Here is a 16,219-nt window from a genome sequence, read left to right on the forward strand (position 1 = left end):
ACTCGTTCTGTGATTACCATGCTCAACGGGCGCAACCGATGACAATTAGGCGATTCGCTGTGTCCACGAGATCATCTATAGCGTAGTCACCGAAACACGAAACCTTGCAGGTGGACGGAGAAGGGACCCCCGTGGCGACGAGACCTGTTCCCCGCCCGGCTCGTGAGATACCACCCGCACCAGGGACGTCTCCGCTGGTCATCGCGACACCGCCGCAGATGCCGGAGAACGCGCCGGCCGGTAGCTCGGGCGCGATGATCATCATGCCGATCATCACCGGTTCGGGCTCCCTTCTGATGTCCATCACCATGGGTCACCGACCATTGATGATGGTGGCGGGCGTGATGATCATGCTCGCGAGCGTCATCGTCGGAATCATCATGTTCGTCGCCCAGCACAACGGCCCGCGTAAGCGCATTCGTGAGCAACGAGAGCGCTACGTCGACTACCTGGACCAGTTGCGCGAGATCGTTCGAGACGTCGCCGCCGGCCAGCGTTCGGACAACGCCTTCCGCCATCCGAAGCCGAGTCTGCTCACGGAACCGGCCCGCTCCCGGGCGAGAAGATGGGAACGCCGGGCCTCCGACCCCGACTTCCTCGACGTGCGGGTCGGATGCGGCACACGGCCTCTGGCCCGAAGGTTGAAGCTCAAGGTCGATACCTCCTCCCCGCTGATCGTCTACGATCCCGTCTGCCAAGGCGCCGCCGACCAGCTCATCGAGCTCTACGGCGACGTCCCCGAGATGCCCCTGATCGTTCCACTCCGACGGCACGGCGTCATCTCGATCAACGGGGACCGGGAGGCCGGACGCGGTCTCGTCCGAGCGATGATCTCCCAGCTCTCGGTCTTCCACTCCCCACACGACCTGCGCATCGGTGTGGTCCGCGACCCGAAGCTCCGGGAGCGGTGGGAGTGGACCAAGTGGTTGCCGCACAACACCTTCGAGGACGCCACGGACGGCCCCATGCCCGCCCGCTTCGTCTCGGACAACACCGTGCAGGTCGCGGAACTCCTCTCCGACGAGATCGAACGACGCACCGTCGACCTGCAACGTCGCCGTGGCAAGCCCCCGGGCCCCGGCACACAGCGGCTCGTGGTCGTCCTGGACGGCGAGTACCAGTCCACCCTCTCCGGCCTTCAGGCCGAGCCCCCCGTCACCAACCTGGCCGACCTCGGCATCCACGTCATCATCCTGTCCTCGGAGCGACGCGAGGAACCCGACTCCGTGGAGCTACGGCTCCTGATCGAGGCCGACGGCACCCTGCGTGAGGACACCGAGGGCATCAAGCCGGACCCGGAGTCCGCCTACGTGCCCCTCGATGGCAGGGCCGACAACGCCGGCGTCGCCCAACTGACCACCCTGTCCCGCGTCCTGGCCCCCTACGGCATCGCGGTGACCGACGGCGACGACGCCATGCACGAGACCGTCGGGCTACCCGAGATCCTGGGCGTCCCCGACGTCGCCGCGCTGGACACCCGCCGTACCTGGCGCAAACGCTCCACCGGCGACTACCTGCGCGTACCCATCGGGGTGGGCCCGAGCGGCAACACCGTCCTGTTGGACCTGAAGGAATCAGCCTTCGGCGGTATGGGACCGCACGGCCTGGTCGTCGGTGCCACCGGTTCCGGTAAGTCGGAGATGCTGCGGACCATGGTGGCCTCCCTGGTCATCAACCACTCACCGGAGAACCTGGCCCTGCTGCTGGTCGACTTCAAGGGTGGCGCGACCTTCGCCGACACCGACCGGCTGCCGCACAGCGCCGGGCTCATCACCAACCTCGCCGACGACGACGGCCTGGTCATCCGGTTCCGCGAGGCGACCTTCGGTGAACTGGTACGACGGCAACAGATCCTGAAGAACGCCGGCAACCTGCCCAACCTGCACGCCTACGAAGCGGCCCGGGAGAACGATCCCGGCCTGGAACCACTGCCGCACCTGCTCATCATCATCGACGAGTTCTCCGAACTGTTGACCGCCCACCCCGACTTCGCGGAGTTGTTCGTCGCGATCGGCCGGATCGGCCGTTCCATCGGCGTGCACCTCCTGCTCGCCACCCAGCGGCTGGAGTCGGGCAAGATCAAGGGGCTGGAGTCCCACCTGTCCTACCGGGTGGGTCTGCGGACGTTCTCCGAGGCGGAGAGCCGGGAGGCGATCGGTGTCGGTGACGCCTACCACCTGCCCCCGGAGCCCGGTTCGGGTTACCTGAAGGTCGACACCTCGGTCTTCGAACGGTTCAAGGCCGCCATGGTCTCCCAGCCCTACGAACCACCGGCCAAGGAGGAGAAGACCGAGCACGACCCGGTCCTTCCGCTGCTGTCCTACAACGGCCTGGGCAAGGTGACGGGCGCGGGATCGCTGGTGGAGTCGCTGGTGGACTCGATCAAGGCGAAGTCGGAGGAAAAACCCAAGCAGGAGAAGCGCACCACCCTGCAGGTGACCGTGGATCGGTTGGTGGCCTCCGGCGCCGACCCCGTACGCCCCGTCTGGCTGCCGCCCCTCCCGGAGCTGCTGACCTTCGACACCGTCCTGACCGACCTCGGCGAGGGCGAGGACCTGGAGGGTGCGGGCACCGAGCCGAACCCGACCGAGGCCAAGGCGGTCTTCGGACTGACCGACATCCCGCGCGAACAACGCGTGGTCCCCGCCGAACTGGACTTCACCGGTGGCGAGGGCAACATCGTCGTCCTGGGAGGCCCCCAGTCCGGTAAGTCCACCCTGCTGCGGACCATCATCACGAGTCTGGCGTGGCGGTACCCGCCGGGTCGTGTGGCGGTCTACGCGATCGACTTCGGTGGTGGCGCGCTCCAGGCGATGGACGAGCTTCCGCACGTCGCGGGTGTGGCCGGACGGGCCGACCCGGAGAAGGTCCAGCGGGTCCTCACCGACGTGTCCGGACACCTCGACCGCCGCCAGCGTCTGTTCCGCAAGCACAAGCTCGACTCGCCCGCGGCCTTTCGTCAGGCCCGCGCGGAGGGCGAGGTGCCGTCCAGCGTCCCAGGGGACCTGTTCCTGATGATCGACGGCTGGTCGGCCGTTCGGGACGCCTTCGACGCCGCCGACGACTACCTCATGGACATCGCGACGCGTGGTCCCTCCCTTGGCGTGCACACCATCCTGACGGGCGCGGCCTCCTCCCAGGTCCGTTCCCGTCTGCAGGCGCTCTTCGGCGGCCGGTTCGAACTGCGGCTGAGCGACCCCATGGACTCGGGCATCGGACGCAAGATCGCCGAGGACATCCCGAAGGACACCCCGGGTCGAGGTCTGTCGGCGGAAGAGCACCACACCCACGTGGCGCTGCCCCGGGTGGACGGTGTCGCGAGCGATGAGGACCTGACCGACGGCGTCCAGGACCTGATCAAACGGATCCGGGAACGCTGGCCGCAGAAGGCGGTCCAGGGCGTGCGCACCCTCCCCGAGCGCGTCGAACTGGACGAGCTGCTCAAGGGCCGCAGATCCGGCCGGAGCAGGTCGCGGGAGCTGGTGCTGGGCATGGCCGAGAGTTCCCTGGCCCCGGCCGTGATGAACCTGGACCGGGACCCGCACCTGTTGGTGTTCGGAGACCCGCAGAGCGGCAAGTCCGCCTTGGTGCGCGGGCTGGTCAAGCAGATCGTCCAACGCCCGTCCAAGGAGCTGGGCATCGTGATGGTCGACTTCCGACGCTCACACCTGGAACTGGTTCCCGAAGAGCACCTGTTGGCCTACTGCACGACCGCGGAGCAGACCAAGGCGGTCGCCGACAACCTCGCCGGTTCCCTCCAGCAACGCCTGCCGGGCCCGGACGTGACCCCGAAACAGCTGCGGGATCGCAGCTGGTGGAAGGGGCTCGACCTGTACGTCATCGTGGACGACATGGACATGATCGCCTCGCGCAGCAACCCGCTGGCTCCCCTGGCCAAGTTCATCCCGCAGGGCGCCGACCTGGGCCTGCACGTCATCGCCGCCCGCCGCACCGGTGGTACGGCACGCGCGATGTTCGAGCCGGTGCTGCAGTCGCTGAGCGACATGGCCACCCCGGGCGTGCTGTTCTCCGGCGACCGTATGGAGGGACGCCTGGCCAACGGTGTGGCCTCCAAGCAGCTTCCCCAGGGTCGTGCGCAGTTGGCCCTTCGTGGAAAGCGCCCCGACCTGCTGCAGGTCGGCTGGAGCGAGCCCCCCGCGTAACGACGCCCGCCTCGACCGACGGTGGCTCAGGCGGCCAAGAGCCGCGAGCCATCGCCGCCGACGACTCCAACTCGGTGTGTACATGCGTGGTCACCCTACGCACGGTCACCTCGGACAATACGGGTCTCGTTACACTTCTGTTTCCTTTGGTATGAAACTCTCGTCCTCTTACCGTCGTCGCACCAGGCGACCCTGTCCCCGTCACTCCCCGAAGTGGCGTCAGCGGACACCGGTCTCCGTCGCCGGTGCACACCCTCATCCGAAAGGAGTGCCTCCATGACCAACGAAGCGGGCGCGAACCCGATCGAGGCGATGGAGGGTGGCGAGTACGCCGAGACCCTCGCCGCCGCGATGGCCGGGCTGGCCGACGCGTTCGACCTCCTCCTCGGAGACGCGGTGGGCGCCTGCGGCCACGAAGACGTCAGATCCGGGTTCAACAAGTTCCGGGAAGAGGCCGACCAAGCCCTCATCGACCTCCAGGAACACGGTCTCGCCCTGGCCAACAACATCCAGGCCGGCGCCGGTGAGGTCGCCCAGAACGACCTCGACAGCTCGGACGGCTTCCACCCCTGGCAGTCCCACCGTGACCTGAACTTCGACTGACGCCCCGTGGCCTCGCCCCAGCCCGAGTCCCCTTCCATCACCCCGCTCGCTCTTCGCCCCTGAGGATGACCGTGGCCACCATCGCCCTCGTTTTCTTCCCCCGAGACTTCTACGGACGCTCGGCCGACATGTACGACTGCGCGTCGGATCTGGAGATCCTCAACGCCCGCGTGCTCGGTCGCGCCGACGACCTCGGGGGGAGCTTCGACTCCGCCTCGCATCAGTTCACCGACCTCATCGCCTGGAACATCCAAGGGCATTCCGAGGAGGACATCCAGAAGTGGCGGGACGCCGCGGTCTCGGTCAGCTATGCCTCTTCGGTCGCCGAGATGTGGGCCGACACCGTCAAGGCCTTCGACGACGAACGCGAGGCCCAACTCTCCACCTGGCAGACCAGCAAGGGCGAGAAGGAGGGCGCCGTCCCCTCCAAGTACCAGGGTGACCGGATCACCGAGTCCCACCCGCAGGCCGACGGGTTCCTCTGGACGGACTGGGGCGCCGGTGACGAGAAGAAGTGTCGCGAACTCTACGACGAACTCTCCACCGTGCAGGAGGGCCTCATCGAGCGCGAGCGGACCAACTGGAACACCCTCCAGGACACCGCCGAAGACGTTCGGACCATGCTCGAAGAGGGTCCGACCCCGGAGAACGTCTCCAAGCTCATCGAGGCCGGGAACGCCGGTTGGGGGTTCCTCAGCCTCGACCCGTCGCGTTACTCCGGACTCCTCGAAGACGTCGAACTCACCCCGGAGAACGCCGAGGAGTACGCCGACGAACTCTCGGCCTACTGGTCCGGAGACAAGCCCCTGGACGACCGCTACCACGAGCTCATGCTCGTGATGGCGATGATGGGGTCGAACGCCCGCGGTCACCAGCAGAACGGGACACAGTTCGAGTCGGAGGAGGTCGAGTTCCTGGAGGAGTTCTACCGGCAGTTGGAGGAGCCCTACTACCGCGACGGCGCCGGCGCGGGCCTCATGGCCTACCCCGACCTCATGGCCGAGTCCGGCATGAGCGAGGAGGAACGCGAACAGGCCCTCGGCACGCTCGGCGACGGTCTACTCGCGTTGTCGGACCCGCGTATCGGCGGTGGCTACGACAACCTGCCCCAGAGCTTCCGTTACGCGGTCGAGGGGCCGTGGATCAACCCCGACGCGGAGGGCAAGGTCTCCACGGGCCCCGCCGGGATGGGCATGGACATGAAGGCGCTCTCCGCCTTCATGGAGCACACCGACGAGAACCTGGAGGCCGGTTACGGCCTGTCCACCAACCTCCACCTGAGCACCGGCGCGTTCCTCGACGCCTGGGGCGGCGAGGTCCACGACTCCGACGGCGTGCTGCCCGACTCCGAGCAGGTCTCGCACATGGTCGACGTGGCCTCCCGGAACAAGGACTCCAACTACTACATCCTCACCGGGGAGCACCTCAACGAGGAGCCGGGCGTCCCCTACGGCGACGAGGACCTGCGCAAGCAGGCCCTGGAGGGCACCCTCACCTTCGAATGGCACGACGACGGGCACACCGCGCGACAGCTCACCGACTGGTTGGCCGAGGACGTGCACAGTGAGGATCCCGAGGTGAACGAGCGCGCGGGCGACGCCTTCACCGGGTTCATGGAGACCATCACCGACCCGGAGATGCACGACGCCCTCATCAACACCGGCGTCAGTGTCACCGAGGGGGACAACGACTACTCCGACGCCTCCTTCACCCAGTTCAACGGCGCTCTGGCCGACAGCCTGGGCGACATCTTCGAAGCCCACATCTTCAGCTTCGCCAACGGCGACATCCTGGACACCGACGGCAACCCGGTGCAGGGGATCGGGGACTTCGATCCCGATACCAACTACGTGCGCATGGGTCCCGACGAGCGTGCCCAGTTCATGCAGCTCCTCATGGGCAACGACGAGACCGCCGGGCGCATCGTGAACTCGGTGGACGCCTACCAGCAGATCGAGGCCATCGCCTACCTGGAGTCCGGTAACGAGGCGACGTCCGCGCGCGGCTCGGCGCAGCTCCAAGGACTGTTGGAGCGCGCCCTGTACCTGGAGTCGGAGGACCGCACCGCCGACCTGGACAAGACGATCGAGCGAGAGACGCAGATCGCCGACTTCGTGGTGAGCGAGGCGGGAACCCTGTCCGAGAAGATCCCGGTCATCGGTCAGGGAGTCTCGAAGGGTCTGGACCTCGGTAAGGACAGCATCGTCGCGGCGATCGTCGACGGCGAATACGACGTGTCTCCACGGTTCCCGACCTATACCAGTGAGCAGAGCGTGGAACGGAACTTCCGGGTGGAGACCCTGGACTTCATGCTCGCTAACGATCCCCAGGCGTTCAACGGCGAGACCCAGCGCTCGGACCTTCGGACCCTGGTCGACGGTGGCGCGCTGACCATCGTGCAGGACGGTCAGGAGCTCAAGCCCTCCGAGATCACCAACGACTTCGTCATCGACGACTCGGTGACTCTGACGTTCGAGAAGGACCCGAGCGCGTGGGAGCACAACGAGGACCGGAACCTCTCCGGGATGGACGACGCCCTCGGCAACGTCATGAACAACACCGTCCTCACCGCGAACAGCACCGACCCCCACACGGGAGAACCCATCGAACACACGGCGTCCGGCCGTGAGTGGGTGGGCGACTTCACCGGTCAGTACAGCGACGCGTACAAGACCACACGTGACTACTTCGGGGGCGAACTGGAGACCTTCGGGAAGCCCCCGGAGGAGAACTGACCCCCCATCGCCCCGACACCGTCTCCTCCCCCGCCACAGACTCTCCTCGGAGGATCCCTTGACCCACCGTACGGTCCGGACATCCACCCTGCCGGTGCTCACCCTCGCCGCGGGGCTGGTCCTATCGGGTTGTTCCACGTCCGAACCCGAGCCGGAGCCCACGTCGGGCCTACCCGAGGACTACGTCTCCGTGCAGTGGATCGAGCGGGAGATCCGGCTGTACACCTTGGACCGCATGATCGACGAAGCCGGCTCCGACGAGGTCCTCGTGAACATGGGCGGCACTCGTGAGCACCTGTTCGACTACGGGGTCATCGTCGCCGAGGGTGGCGGGGAAGCGGACGTGGACTGGGATGCCGGATACGAGGACGGCGACCTGGAGGGGTTCGTGGTCGAACTGGACAAGGACGCCTGGGGCGACGATGTCCATCTCGCCGAGGTCGATGGGTCCCTCGGCAACGCGATGAACCACAACGAGGTCACCTGGTGCGACGAGACCGTCGGCGGCGATGACTTCGTCAAGGCTTACAAGGAACAGTACGAGGACGCCTTCGACAGCCAGGAGGAGTACACGGCGAGCGTCGTCGACTACGTCGACTGCGGCACCGGTGAGCTCTGAACGTCCTCGGGGCCCGGTGATCGGAACGCGCACCAGGTGGCCTGAGACGCCCACCGAGGCCCGCCGGTTCGACCAAGGAAAGGAGGGAATTCGCACCCGGTCAACAACATCACGAAACGCGCATACGCATTGACCGACAGGTCAAACCCTGACTAATGTCCCTACTCGCCGTACCTCCCCTGATCCCGAGCCTCGGGCGAACACCCTGCTCTTGGAGGACGGGACGCACACTTTCCCATCAGAGATTCTTCGAAAGGGTTCGGATGTCCTCCCAGCACGCCGGTCTTGAAAACGTCAATAGCCTGTCGCAGGGCGGTGAGCAGCTCGGGCAGGAGTCCGACGGTCTCCGCACCCAGATGAACCAGCTCATCGACGACATGAGCAGTGACGCCGACTCCATCCAGGGACAGGCCCTGCACGACTTCCGCGAGGCGCGCACCACCCTCATGGAGCGCTTCGACGAGCTCATGAGCTGGTGCAACCAGAACGGCATCAAGCTGAACGAGGGCCAGCAGCAGTTCAACCTGACCGACGACGAGGCCAGCGACGACTACGCGCAGTCCACCAACGACCTCGGCGCCATGGCCCGTCCGGTCAACGCCTGACCCCTTCACCGCTTCCGTCACGGCTTTCGAGAAAGGCACATTCGTGGGTAGTAACTTCGACGTTTACGGCAATGTCGGTGGGCTGCAGAACCTGGCCTCCGACCAGCAGGCGCACCTGGGTCGCTTCACGGCCATCATGAGCGCGATCAACGAGCAGTCCGAGAGCACCGTCAGCCAGTGGGAGGGGTCGGGCAGCTCGCAGTTCCAGGCCAAGGCCCAGGAATTCGACACCCACTTCTCCGAGGTCAACTCCGCGTTCGCGAAGATGATCGACGCGACCAGTGACACCGCCGGCAAGTACGACAAGCTCACCCGGTACCTGGACGGTCTGTTCTAGTAAACTGGGTCCCGATGTCCTCCCCACCCTCGCCTCCTGCCACCGATCCGGATCCGCAGCTTCCCGAGGCGTTCCACTACACGCCCGACGAGGAGAAGTACGTCCTCGAAGCGGACGCTCTCCGGCATCGGCAACTTCGATCCGCCCTGCTGTACGGCTCCAGCCGGTACTGGCGCCGTCGTCAGCGGGTGTGGCCCGCCGTGATCGGCGGCGCCATCCTCATCGCGCTCATCTGCGGGGTCATCGCCCTCATCGGCGCCTTCGGCAAACAGCAGGAGATCAATGAGGAGCGAGGGTGGGGAGCCAACAACAACGTTCGCAACCAGATGATCGAGATCCCCACGCTCGATCATCCGGTGTTCCAGGATCGTCCTTGACGTAGCCCGGTACACCTGCCCCGTTCGCCCGAGCGGGTATCCCACCACCAACAGGGGGTCGATCTCTCATGTCCGGCTCCGCTCCCGGGCCCGTCCGGGCCCCGGGGTACGACACCTCGACGCAGCTTCGCCAGGGGCGACGCGCCCGGATCATCCGCGCGACCCGAGCGACCAGCGGCGCCGAGGTCGTGCTCAAGGTGCTTCCCGTGGAGGCCGGCCAGGTCGAACTCGGTCACCTGCGCACGCTCAACGGCGTACCCGGCGTGGTCCCCCTGTTGGACGCGGGTTCCACCGCGGACGGTGCGTTCTTCATCGCCATGCCCTACTACCCGGACGGTTCGTTCGGGGAGATGCTGGCGAAGAGGGGCCCCGCTCCGTTGCAGGAGGCGGCCGCGATCGCGCGAAGCGTCGCCGCCGCCCTGGGCGCCCTGCACGCCCGTGGCCTGCTGCACAACGACGTCTGTCCGGGAAACGTCCTGCGAGCCGGGCGCACACCCGTGCTCACCGGGTTCGGTGCGGTGTCCACCTCCGGTGAGCCGCTCACCCCGCCCTCACCCCAGATGGAGTCCTTCCTCCACTCGGCCCCCGAGGCCCTCCGTGGCGAACCGCGCACACCGGCGTCGGACGTCTACCAGCTCGCCTCGACGATCTGGACGTTGCTCATGGGTCGGGCACCGTTCTCGTCCACGGACGGTTCCCCCTTCGACCCCCAGGCCTACGCTCGGCGCGTGCTCTCGGAGGAGCCCGCGCCGGTGCCGCGTCCGGACGTGTCCCGTTCCCTGCGTCGTGTCCTCACCCGAGGCCTGACGAAGGACCCCGCGGGCCGGTTCCCCAACCCTTCCGAGTTCGCCGCGGCCTTCGAGAAGGCACGGTCCGGACGCACGGCGACGGCCCCCAGCGGCGCCCAGCCCTCGATGAGCGGTATCGCCCCGACGAACGCTCCCTCCGGCCCGCAGACACCGCCGGCGTCCTCTGGCCCGCAGACCCCGCCGGCCCACTCCGGGCCTCAGTCACCTCCGGTAGCCACCGGGCCGCAGTCCTCGACCGCCCCTTCCGGACCACAAGCCCCTCCGGTACCCCCAGGACCGCAGAACCCGCCGACCGCTCCCACCTCTCAGGCGCCCCCGGTCGCCCCTCCGACGCCCCCTTCCCCCGGGCCGACCGGCCACCCGTCCGGAGCCCAGGTTCCGCACCTGTCCGTTCCTTCCGGGCCCCACGCTCCGCCCGCGCCGTTCGGAACCGGACCACAGCGCCCACCGCACGTCCCGGCCGAGGGAACCGGCCACGGCTTCCCCCAGGACGGGTTCCCTCCGGCCGGTGGAGGGGACCGGGGTCGGTTGGAGAGCGCGGCGCGGCTGCGTCCGTCCCAACGCCCGCTGCCCACCCCGGAGGAACGCGAACTCCACGGCGCCGTTCCGGAGGACTCCGACCACAGCACCGCCGACCTCATGATGGCGAAGCTGCGTGGGGAGGAGGTCTCCACGCTGCGCGCCTGGTCACGGCTGGACGGTTGGAGCGGTGACGCGAAGTCCGCGTACCTCCCCGTCGACGAGGCCGAGGAGGAGTCCTCGGATCCGGAGTGGGACTCCCTTTCCGCGATCCAGGAACCGCCACGGTGGCGCAAGCAGATGCACATCGCGGTGACGGTCTGCGGTGTTCTCGTGGCCGGCATGGTGGCGAGTGCCTTCGCGGCGACGAGCACCCCCGAACCGGTGGTCGCGGTCGCCGCCGAGGAGACCGAGGAGGAACCGGTCGAGGAGGACGCCCCCGCCCAACCGGTGGCCGAACCCTCCCCGCTGCCGGAGGTCTCCCCCGCCTCCAACGTGATGCTGGAGGACACCCTCAGTGCCGTCACCCTGAATTGGACGGACAACACCGGTGGTACGGGCTCCTACTTCGTGGTCGGCGGTCCTCAGGGCCACGACCCCCGGACCCTGGCACGGACCGGCCCCGGCGCCGTGACCGCGCAGGTCCCCACGGAGAACACTCAGGTGGAGTACTGCTTCACCCTGGTCGCCGTCGACGAGGGGTCCGCCCCTGCCGAGGAGGTCTGCACCACGCGGGCCGCGGACAGGGCCGCCGAAGCCGAACGTCAGGCCGAGGAAGAGGCCGAGCGGGAGGAGGAGGAAGAAGCCGAGGCCGACCCCTCGCCGTCCCCCTCCCCCAACGCCGACGACTGAGAGCCGGGAACGACCCCGGTGTTCCGTGTCGATAACGTGAGGAACCAGGAGAACCATCGTGTGCCTGCGGTGATCCCACCTCCCGGACAGGTTCTTCAGCCCCACTCTTCCCGGAAAGGCGACCCGATGCGGCGTTCCCTCGCCCTGGCCTCGGCCGTGTGCCTGCTCGCCGTGACGGCCTGTGACTCCTCCTCCGATCCCTCCGACGAGTCCCCCGAGACCGTGGAGGAGCTCACCGAGGGGGGAATGGTCGGCCTGGCGCTGATCCACCGGGGATTCGAGGGCGGCGACCCCGAAACCGACCAGGTCCTGGTCTTCCACGACCCCGAGACCGGTGCGCCGCTCCAGCGGATCGAGCTGCCCGACGGGGCCGTGGACCCGATGGCCTCGGAGGTCCCTGTACACGGGCGCTTCTCCGAGGACTGGCAGCACTTCGCCTTCGTCACCGACGAGCCCAGCGCCGTGCACCTGGCCGCCCTCACCGACCCCGAGGACGCCGAGGGGGAGGAGGGGGACGAGGTCGAGGGGTTCTCCTACCAACCGATCGAGTCGATCGCCGCGCCGCAGAACGAGGTCCTGTCGGAACCCCTGATCCACGAAGACCGCCTCTGGTACGTCTCCAGAGGTCCTGACGGGCAACCACCCCAGGTCCTTTCGGTGCCCTTGGACGCCCCCAACGGCACCCCCAACCAGGAGGGCAGCCTGGCCCTGGGTGAGGGGCAGCGGCCCAGCGACTGGGCGCTCACCCCGGATGGTTCCCTGCACATCCGCAACAGCGTGCCCACCCAGCAGTTGTCCGGCGGGGAGGGCCAGTTGGTGACGCGATCGACCAACGGCACCACCGTCAACGCGACCCTCACCACCGGCGGGGAGCAGTGGCAGACCTTCGACGACGCGACGGTGTGGGGCGGCGAAAGCGCCCTGTTGCGCCCCGACGAGAGCGACGACGCACCCGGCGGCGTGCTTCTGCTGACCCTGGAGGGGCAGGGTTTCTCGACGGCCGAGCTGTTGGCCGACGAGGGCTCCCCCGTGGTGCAGTTCGCCCCCTCCACCGAACGTGACGCCGTGCTGCTCCAGACCGAACAAGCGTGGTTCCGCGTCGGTCTGGAGGACGGGGCGGTCGGTGAGACCGAGGAGCTCTTCCCCCGCTACCACGACGCCTCCATGGACGGTTGGCCCCTGCTCGTGCGCTGGGCACAGGAGCCGCCCGCCGAGCCGAGCGAGGATCCCTCGGAAAGCCCCACCACCTGATCCCGTTCGGTCCGGGAATCCGAACACTCCGGGACCATCGACCTTCCCCCGACCCCTGGTCGCCCCCTATAGCGTGAAATCCCACGACCACCCGTGAGGAGAGGACACCGAACATGGCGAAGCAGGACAGGCCGCGCGGAGCGATCGCCGCCATCACCTCGCTCATCGACAGCACGCGCTCACTGGCCCGAACCTCCACGGTGTTCGGCGACCCGGTGACCTCCGGGGCCACCACCGTGGTACCGGTGGCGCGGATCAGCGTGCTGAACACCATCGGCGGCGGCACCGGGAAGATGCCCATGTCCGGTGGCGACGGCGCCGGAGGTATGGGACTCATGCGGGCGCGCCCCGCCGGGTTCCTGGTCGTCTCTCCCGAGGGCGCCGCCTTCCGGGCCATCCATCAGCCGGCCGCCAGGTTGGTGTTGCCACTCGCCGCGATCACCGCGGTGGCGGCGGCGCGCATCGTCTCGGTGTCCGTGAAGGAGGCCCGGCGACGCAAGCGGCTGGAACTCGAATGTGGGCGACACCAGGAGTGCTCACAGCACTCGGTGTGACCTGTGCCGTAGTCGTCGTGCGCCGCCTCGGATAGCGTTTGCCGGTCTTTAGCCGCACGGTAGTTCGGGGGGCGCCCCTTGTCCGGGGTCATCGTCGGGTTCGGAGTCATCGCCAGTATCGTCGCCATCGGCTACATGCTGGGCCGGATCCCGCTTCTGGGCCCCGGGGCCAGGGAGGTCCTCAACCGGCTGGCGTTCTACGTGGCCAGCCCGGCTCTGTTGTTCACGATCCTGGCCCGCACGGACCTGTCCGTGCTGCTGTCGCCGCCGGTCCTGGTGAGCGTCTTGAGCGTGGTGGTCGTCGCGGTGCTCTTCCTCGTCGTCGGGGTCATCCGACGATGGGGTGTGGGACGCACGACCGTGGGCACCCTGGGTTCCTCCTACGTCAACGCGGGCAACCTCGGCATTCCGATCTCCGCGTACGTCCTCGGCGACGCCTCCCTCGTCGCTCCCATCCTGCTGTTCCAACTGCTGGTGTTGGCACCGGTGTCGTTGACCGTGCTGGACCTGGGCAACGGGCGTGTGCGGGGGTTCTGGCCGGTGCTGCGCCGTTCCCTGGGCACCCCGGTGCGCAACCCCGTGGTGATCGCGTCCCTGACCGGTGTGGCGGTATCGGCGTCCGGTTGGGTGCCGCCGGCACCGTTGATGGAACCCTTCGACCTGGTCGGCGGGATGGCGGTGCCGTCGATGCTGCTGGCGTTCGGGATCTCCCTGCACGGCAGCGCGATGCCCGGGCGGAGCGGTCCGGACCAGGTGCCGGTGCTGTTGGCGGTGGCGTTGAAGTCGGTGGGACAACCGCTGGCGGCGTGGGCCTTGGGCTCCTTGGTGTTCGGTCTGGAGGGCGCCGCCCTGTTCGCCGTGGTGGTCCTGGCCGCGTTGCCGACCGCGCAGAACGTGTTCAACTACGCGACCCTGTACCGAACGGGTGAGGCGCTCACCCGCGAGGTGGTCCTGATGACCACGGTCCTCACCGTCCCGGTCCTGTTCACCGTCACCCTGCTCCTGGGCTGATCCCCGCGTTCACCGGCCCGGCCCCGATCCCGAAGGACGGGGCCGGGCGGATCTCCCTGGGAAGGGTGGTCACTCGGCGAAGTACACACCCTCGATCTCACCGAACGGGCCGGCGCGCAGAGTCAGTTCCGCCCCCTCCATGGAGGGGGCGGGGAAGACCGCGATGAGCTGGTACTGGTTGTCCGGCTGCATCTCGTGGACCTCCTCGGCGAACCCGGCGTAGCTCTCCTCCATGCCGAAGTTCAGTTGGGTGACGTAACGGACCAGGTCGGTGTCGGGCTCCAGCAGTTGGAAGCCGCCCAGGGCGCCCTGACTGAAGTCGGTCGGCCCGCCGGGGGAGACGGCGTCCTCGCCACCCATGTCGGGCAGGACGGGCTCGTCACCGTTGTTGGTGAGGGTGACCGTGCTGATGACGTAGGCGCCGTCGCGGCGCAGCGGGTGCACGTCCAGTCGGACGTCGTCGTCGGTCACGCTCTCGACGATCTCGGTGGTGTCGTCCTCGACGAAGGCCGCGGGCGGGTGGACGTGGCGTTCGCTGGAGCCGAGCGCCCCCTCCTCCTGTCCACCCTCGCCGCCTTCGCCGTTCTCGTCGTTGGAGCGGTCGACCCGGTAGGAGAACTCGACGCGTCGGTTGCGGGCCTCCGCCTCCTCGGTGTCCGAACCGCCCTCCTGCGCCACGGGCTCGTCGGCTCCGCGACCCTCCACGCTGAAGGACAGGTCATCGACCTCCCCCTCCAGGATCTCGCGTACGGTCTCGGCGCGTTCCACGGACAGGTCCTGGTTGTAGTCGTCGCTCCCGGTGCCGTCGGTGTGCCCGATGACGGTGACCTCGGGGTCGTCGGGATCGATGTTGCTTCGCAGGGTGGCCGCAGCCTCGCGGACGACCTCCTCGGCGTCCGAGGTGAGTTCGGCGGAGTCGAAGTCGAACATGACGTCGGACTTGAGGGCGACGGTCTCGGTGTCGCCGTCTCGGGTGGTGGAGGCGACCTCGGAGTCGACGAAGCTCTCCATCTCCCCCGCGTACTCCTCCCAACCGGGTTCGGGGCGTCGGTTCTCGAACTCGACGGTCTCGCCCGCGTCCGGGCCGTTGGACACGGTCATGTCGGCGCCGTTGGGGTCGGCCGGATCGGGCTGTTCCTCGTCGACGTCGACCACCGGGATACCGGTCATGGCGCCGAGGCCGCTGCCGACGAAGGTGATCTGTTCGACCTCCTCCGGTAGGCGGGGGAAGTAGCTCCGGTACTGGTTGGTGGCGTCCACCCGAACGGGGAAGACACCGTCGTCGGGCGGCACGGAACCGAAGGGATAGCCGTCCTCGTCGGTGAGCTCCCAGAATGCCTGACCGCTGACCGGGTCGATGAGGGTGTTGGGCATGGACAGGCTGCTGTCGATGCCCCGGAAGTGGTCGACGAAGGTGTTGTCGAAGTACATGACGGTGTAGTCGTCGGTGCGTTCCAGGCCGGTGATCGCGAAGCGCAGGGTGGAGTCCTGGCCGGACTCCTGGAAGATCCGGCCCTCACGGGTGTAGGGGAAGTCGGCCTCGACCTCGGGGCGCGGGTCCTCCTCGACCGCTTCTTCCTCGGTCGTGGGCTCCACTTGGTCGGGGTCCTCGCCCTGGATGTCCCGGACGAGACCGCAACTCGACAGGGTGAGGGCGGCGGTGGCCACCAACGCGGTGCCGGCCAGGAGCCTGGCACCAACGGTCCGGGAACCGCGGTCTCGGCCGGTGCCGGCCTTGGCGGGGAGCAGGAGGTGGGGGGTGGGCGGCATGGAGAGTGCCCTTC

At 68.0% G+C, this 16,219-nt stretch carries 12 protein-coding genes; 11 read left to right on the forward strand and 1 reads right to left on the reverse strand.

From position 1 onward, the window contains the following. Positions 1-200 precede the first annotated feature (200 nt). The 11 genes from eccCa (at position 201) to ACWGKS_RS15365 (ending at position 14,435) form a co-directional block, all read left to right on the forward strand. Entirely contained in the window at positions 201-4,163 is a 3,963-nt protein-coding gene (gene eccCa, locus ACWGKS_RS15315; RefSeq protein WP_452522959.1) for a type VII secretion protein EccCa, read from the forward strand. 276 nt (positions 4,164-4,439) lie between these two features. Then, positions 4,440-4,766, forward strand: a complete 327-nt coding sequence (locus ACWGKS_RS15320) for a hypothetical protein (protein WP_067602334.1) — start codon at positions 4,440-4,442, stop codon at positions 4,764-4,766. A 71-nt stretch (positions 4,767-4,837) separates the two neighbouring features. Next, positions 4,838-7,501 carry a TPR repeat region-containing protein gene (locus ACWGKS_RS15325; RefSeq protein ID WP_358503930.1) on the forward strand — a complete coding sequence of 888 codons (2,664 nt, stop codon included), beginning with the start codon at positions 4,838-4,840 and terminating at the stop codon, positions 7,499-7,501. Between the two features lie 58 nt (positions 7,502-7,559). Continuing rightward, positions 7,560-8,120, forward strand: coding sequence for a hypothetical protein (locus ACWGKS_RS15330; protein ID WP_358503933.1), 561 nt, complete (start codon positions 7,560-7,562; stop codon positions 8,118-8,120). 263 nt (positions 8,121-8,383) lie between these two features. Then, entirely contained in the window at positions 8,384-8,725 is a 342-nt protein-coding gene (locus tag ACWGKS_RS15335; RefSeq protein ID WP_358503936.1) for a hypothetical protein, read from the forward strand. 43 nt (positions 8,726-8,768) lie between these two features. Next, entirely contained in the window at positions 8,769-9,062 is a 294-nt protein-coding gene (locus ACWGKS_RS15340) for a WXG100 family type VII secretion target (protein WP_067602323.1), read from the forward strand. A gap of 14 nt (positions 9,063-9,076) precedes the next feature. Next, a complete protein-coding gene (locus ACWGKS_RS15345) occupies positions 9,077-9,439 on the forward strand; it encodes a hypothetical protein (RefSeq protein WP_358503939.1) in 363 nt (120 codons plus the stop codon). A 68-nt stretch (positions 9,440-9,507) separates the two neighbouring features. After that, positions 9,508-11,619 (forward strand): serine/threonine protein kinase, encoded by a 2,112-nt coding sequence (locus ACWGKS_RS15350; RefSeq protein WP_452522917.1) that lies wholly within the window; start codon positions 9,508-9,510, stop codon positions 11,617-11,619. 126 nt (positions 11,620-11,745) lie between these two features. Further along, positions 11,746-12,870: a hypothetical protein gene (locus tag ACWGKS_RS15355; RefSeq protein ID WP_358503945.1), complete on the forward strand. Its 1,125-nt coding sequence runs from the start codon at positions 11,746-11,748 to the stop codon at positions 12,868-12,870. A 113-nt stretch (positions 12,871-12,983) separates the two neighbouring features. Next, complete coding sequence (locus tag ACWGKS_RS15360) at positions 12,984-13,424, forward strand: GerW family sporulation protein (RefSeq protein ID WP_358503948.1); 441 nt, start codon at positions 12,984-12,986, stop codon at positions 13,422-13,424. A 78-nt stretch (positions 13,425-13,502) separates the two neighbouring features. Further along, positions 13,503-14,435, forward strand: coding sequence for an AEC family transporter (locus ACWGKS_RS15365; protein WP_358503951.1), 933 nt, complete (start codon positions 13,503-13,505; stop codon positions 14,433-14,435). Between the two features lie 69 nt (positions 14,436-14,504). Here the strand turns inward: ACWGKS_RS15365 and ACWGKS_RS15370 are convergent, their stop codons facing one another. Then, entirely contained in the window at positions 14,505-16,205 is a 1,701-nt protein-coding gene (locus ACWGKS_RS15370; RefSeq protein WP_358503954.1) for an OmpA family protein, read from the reverse strand. Positions 16,206-16,219: the final 14 nt, after the last annotated feature.

It is taken from the genome of Nocardiopsis sp. NPDC055879 (assembly GCF_053615935.1).

Excerpts from the sequence above, each read along its gene's own strand:
- ACWGKS_RS15360 (WP_358503948.1), top strand. The coding sequence starts at position 12,984 with ATGGCGAAGCAGGACAGGCCGCGCGGAGCGATCGCCGCCATCACCTCG.
- ACWGKS_RS15345 (WP_358503939.1), top strand. The coding sequence starts at position 9,077 with ATGTCCTCCCCACCCTCGCCTCCTGCCACCGATCCGGATCCGCAGCTT.
- ACWGKS_RS15320 (WP_067602334.1), top strand. The coding sequence starts at position 4,440 with ATGACCAACGAAGCGGGCGCGAACCCGATCGAGGCGATGGAGGGTGGC.
- ACWGKS_RS15350 (WP_452522917.1), top strand. The coding sequence starts at position 9,508 with ATGTCCGGCTCCGCTCCCGGGCCCGTCCGGGCCCCGGGGTACGACACC.
- ACWGKS_RS15335 (WP_358503936.1), top strand. The coding sequence starts at position 8,384 with ATGTCCTCCCAGCACGCCGGTCTTGAAAACGTCAATAGCCTGTCGCAG.
- ACWGKS_RS15370 (WP_358503954.1), bottom strand. The coding sequence starts at position 16,205 with ATGCCGCCCACCCCCCACCTCCTGCTCCCCGCCAAGGCCGGCACCGGC.
- ACWGKS_RS15355 (WP_358503945.1), top strand. The coding sequence starts at position 11,746 with ATGCGGCGTTCCCTCGCCCTGGCCTCGGCCGTGTGCCTGCTCGCCGTG.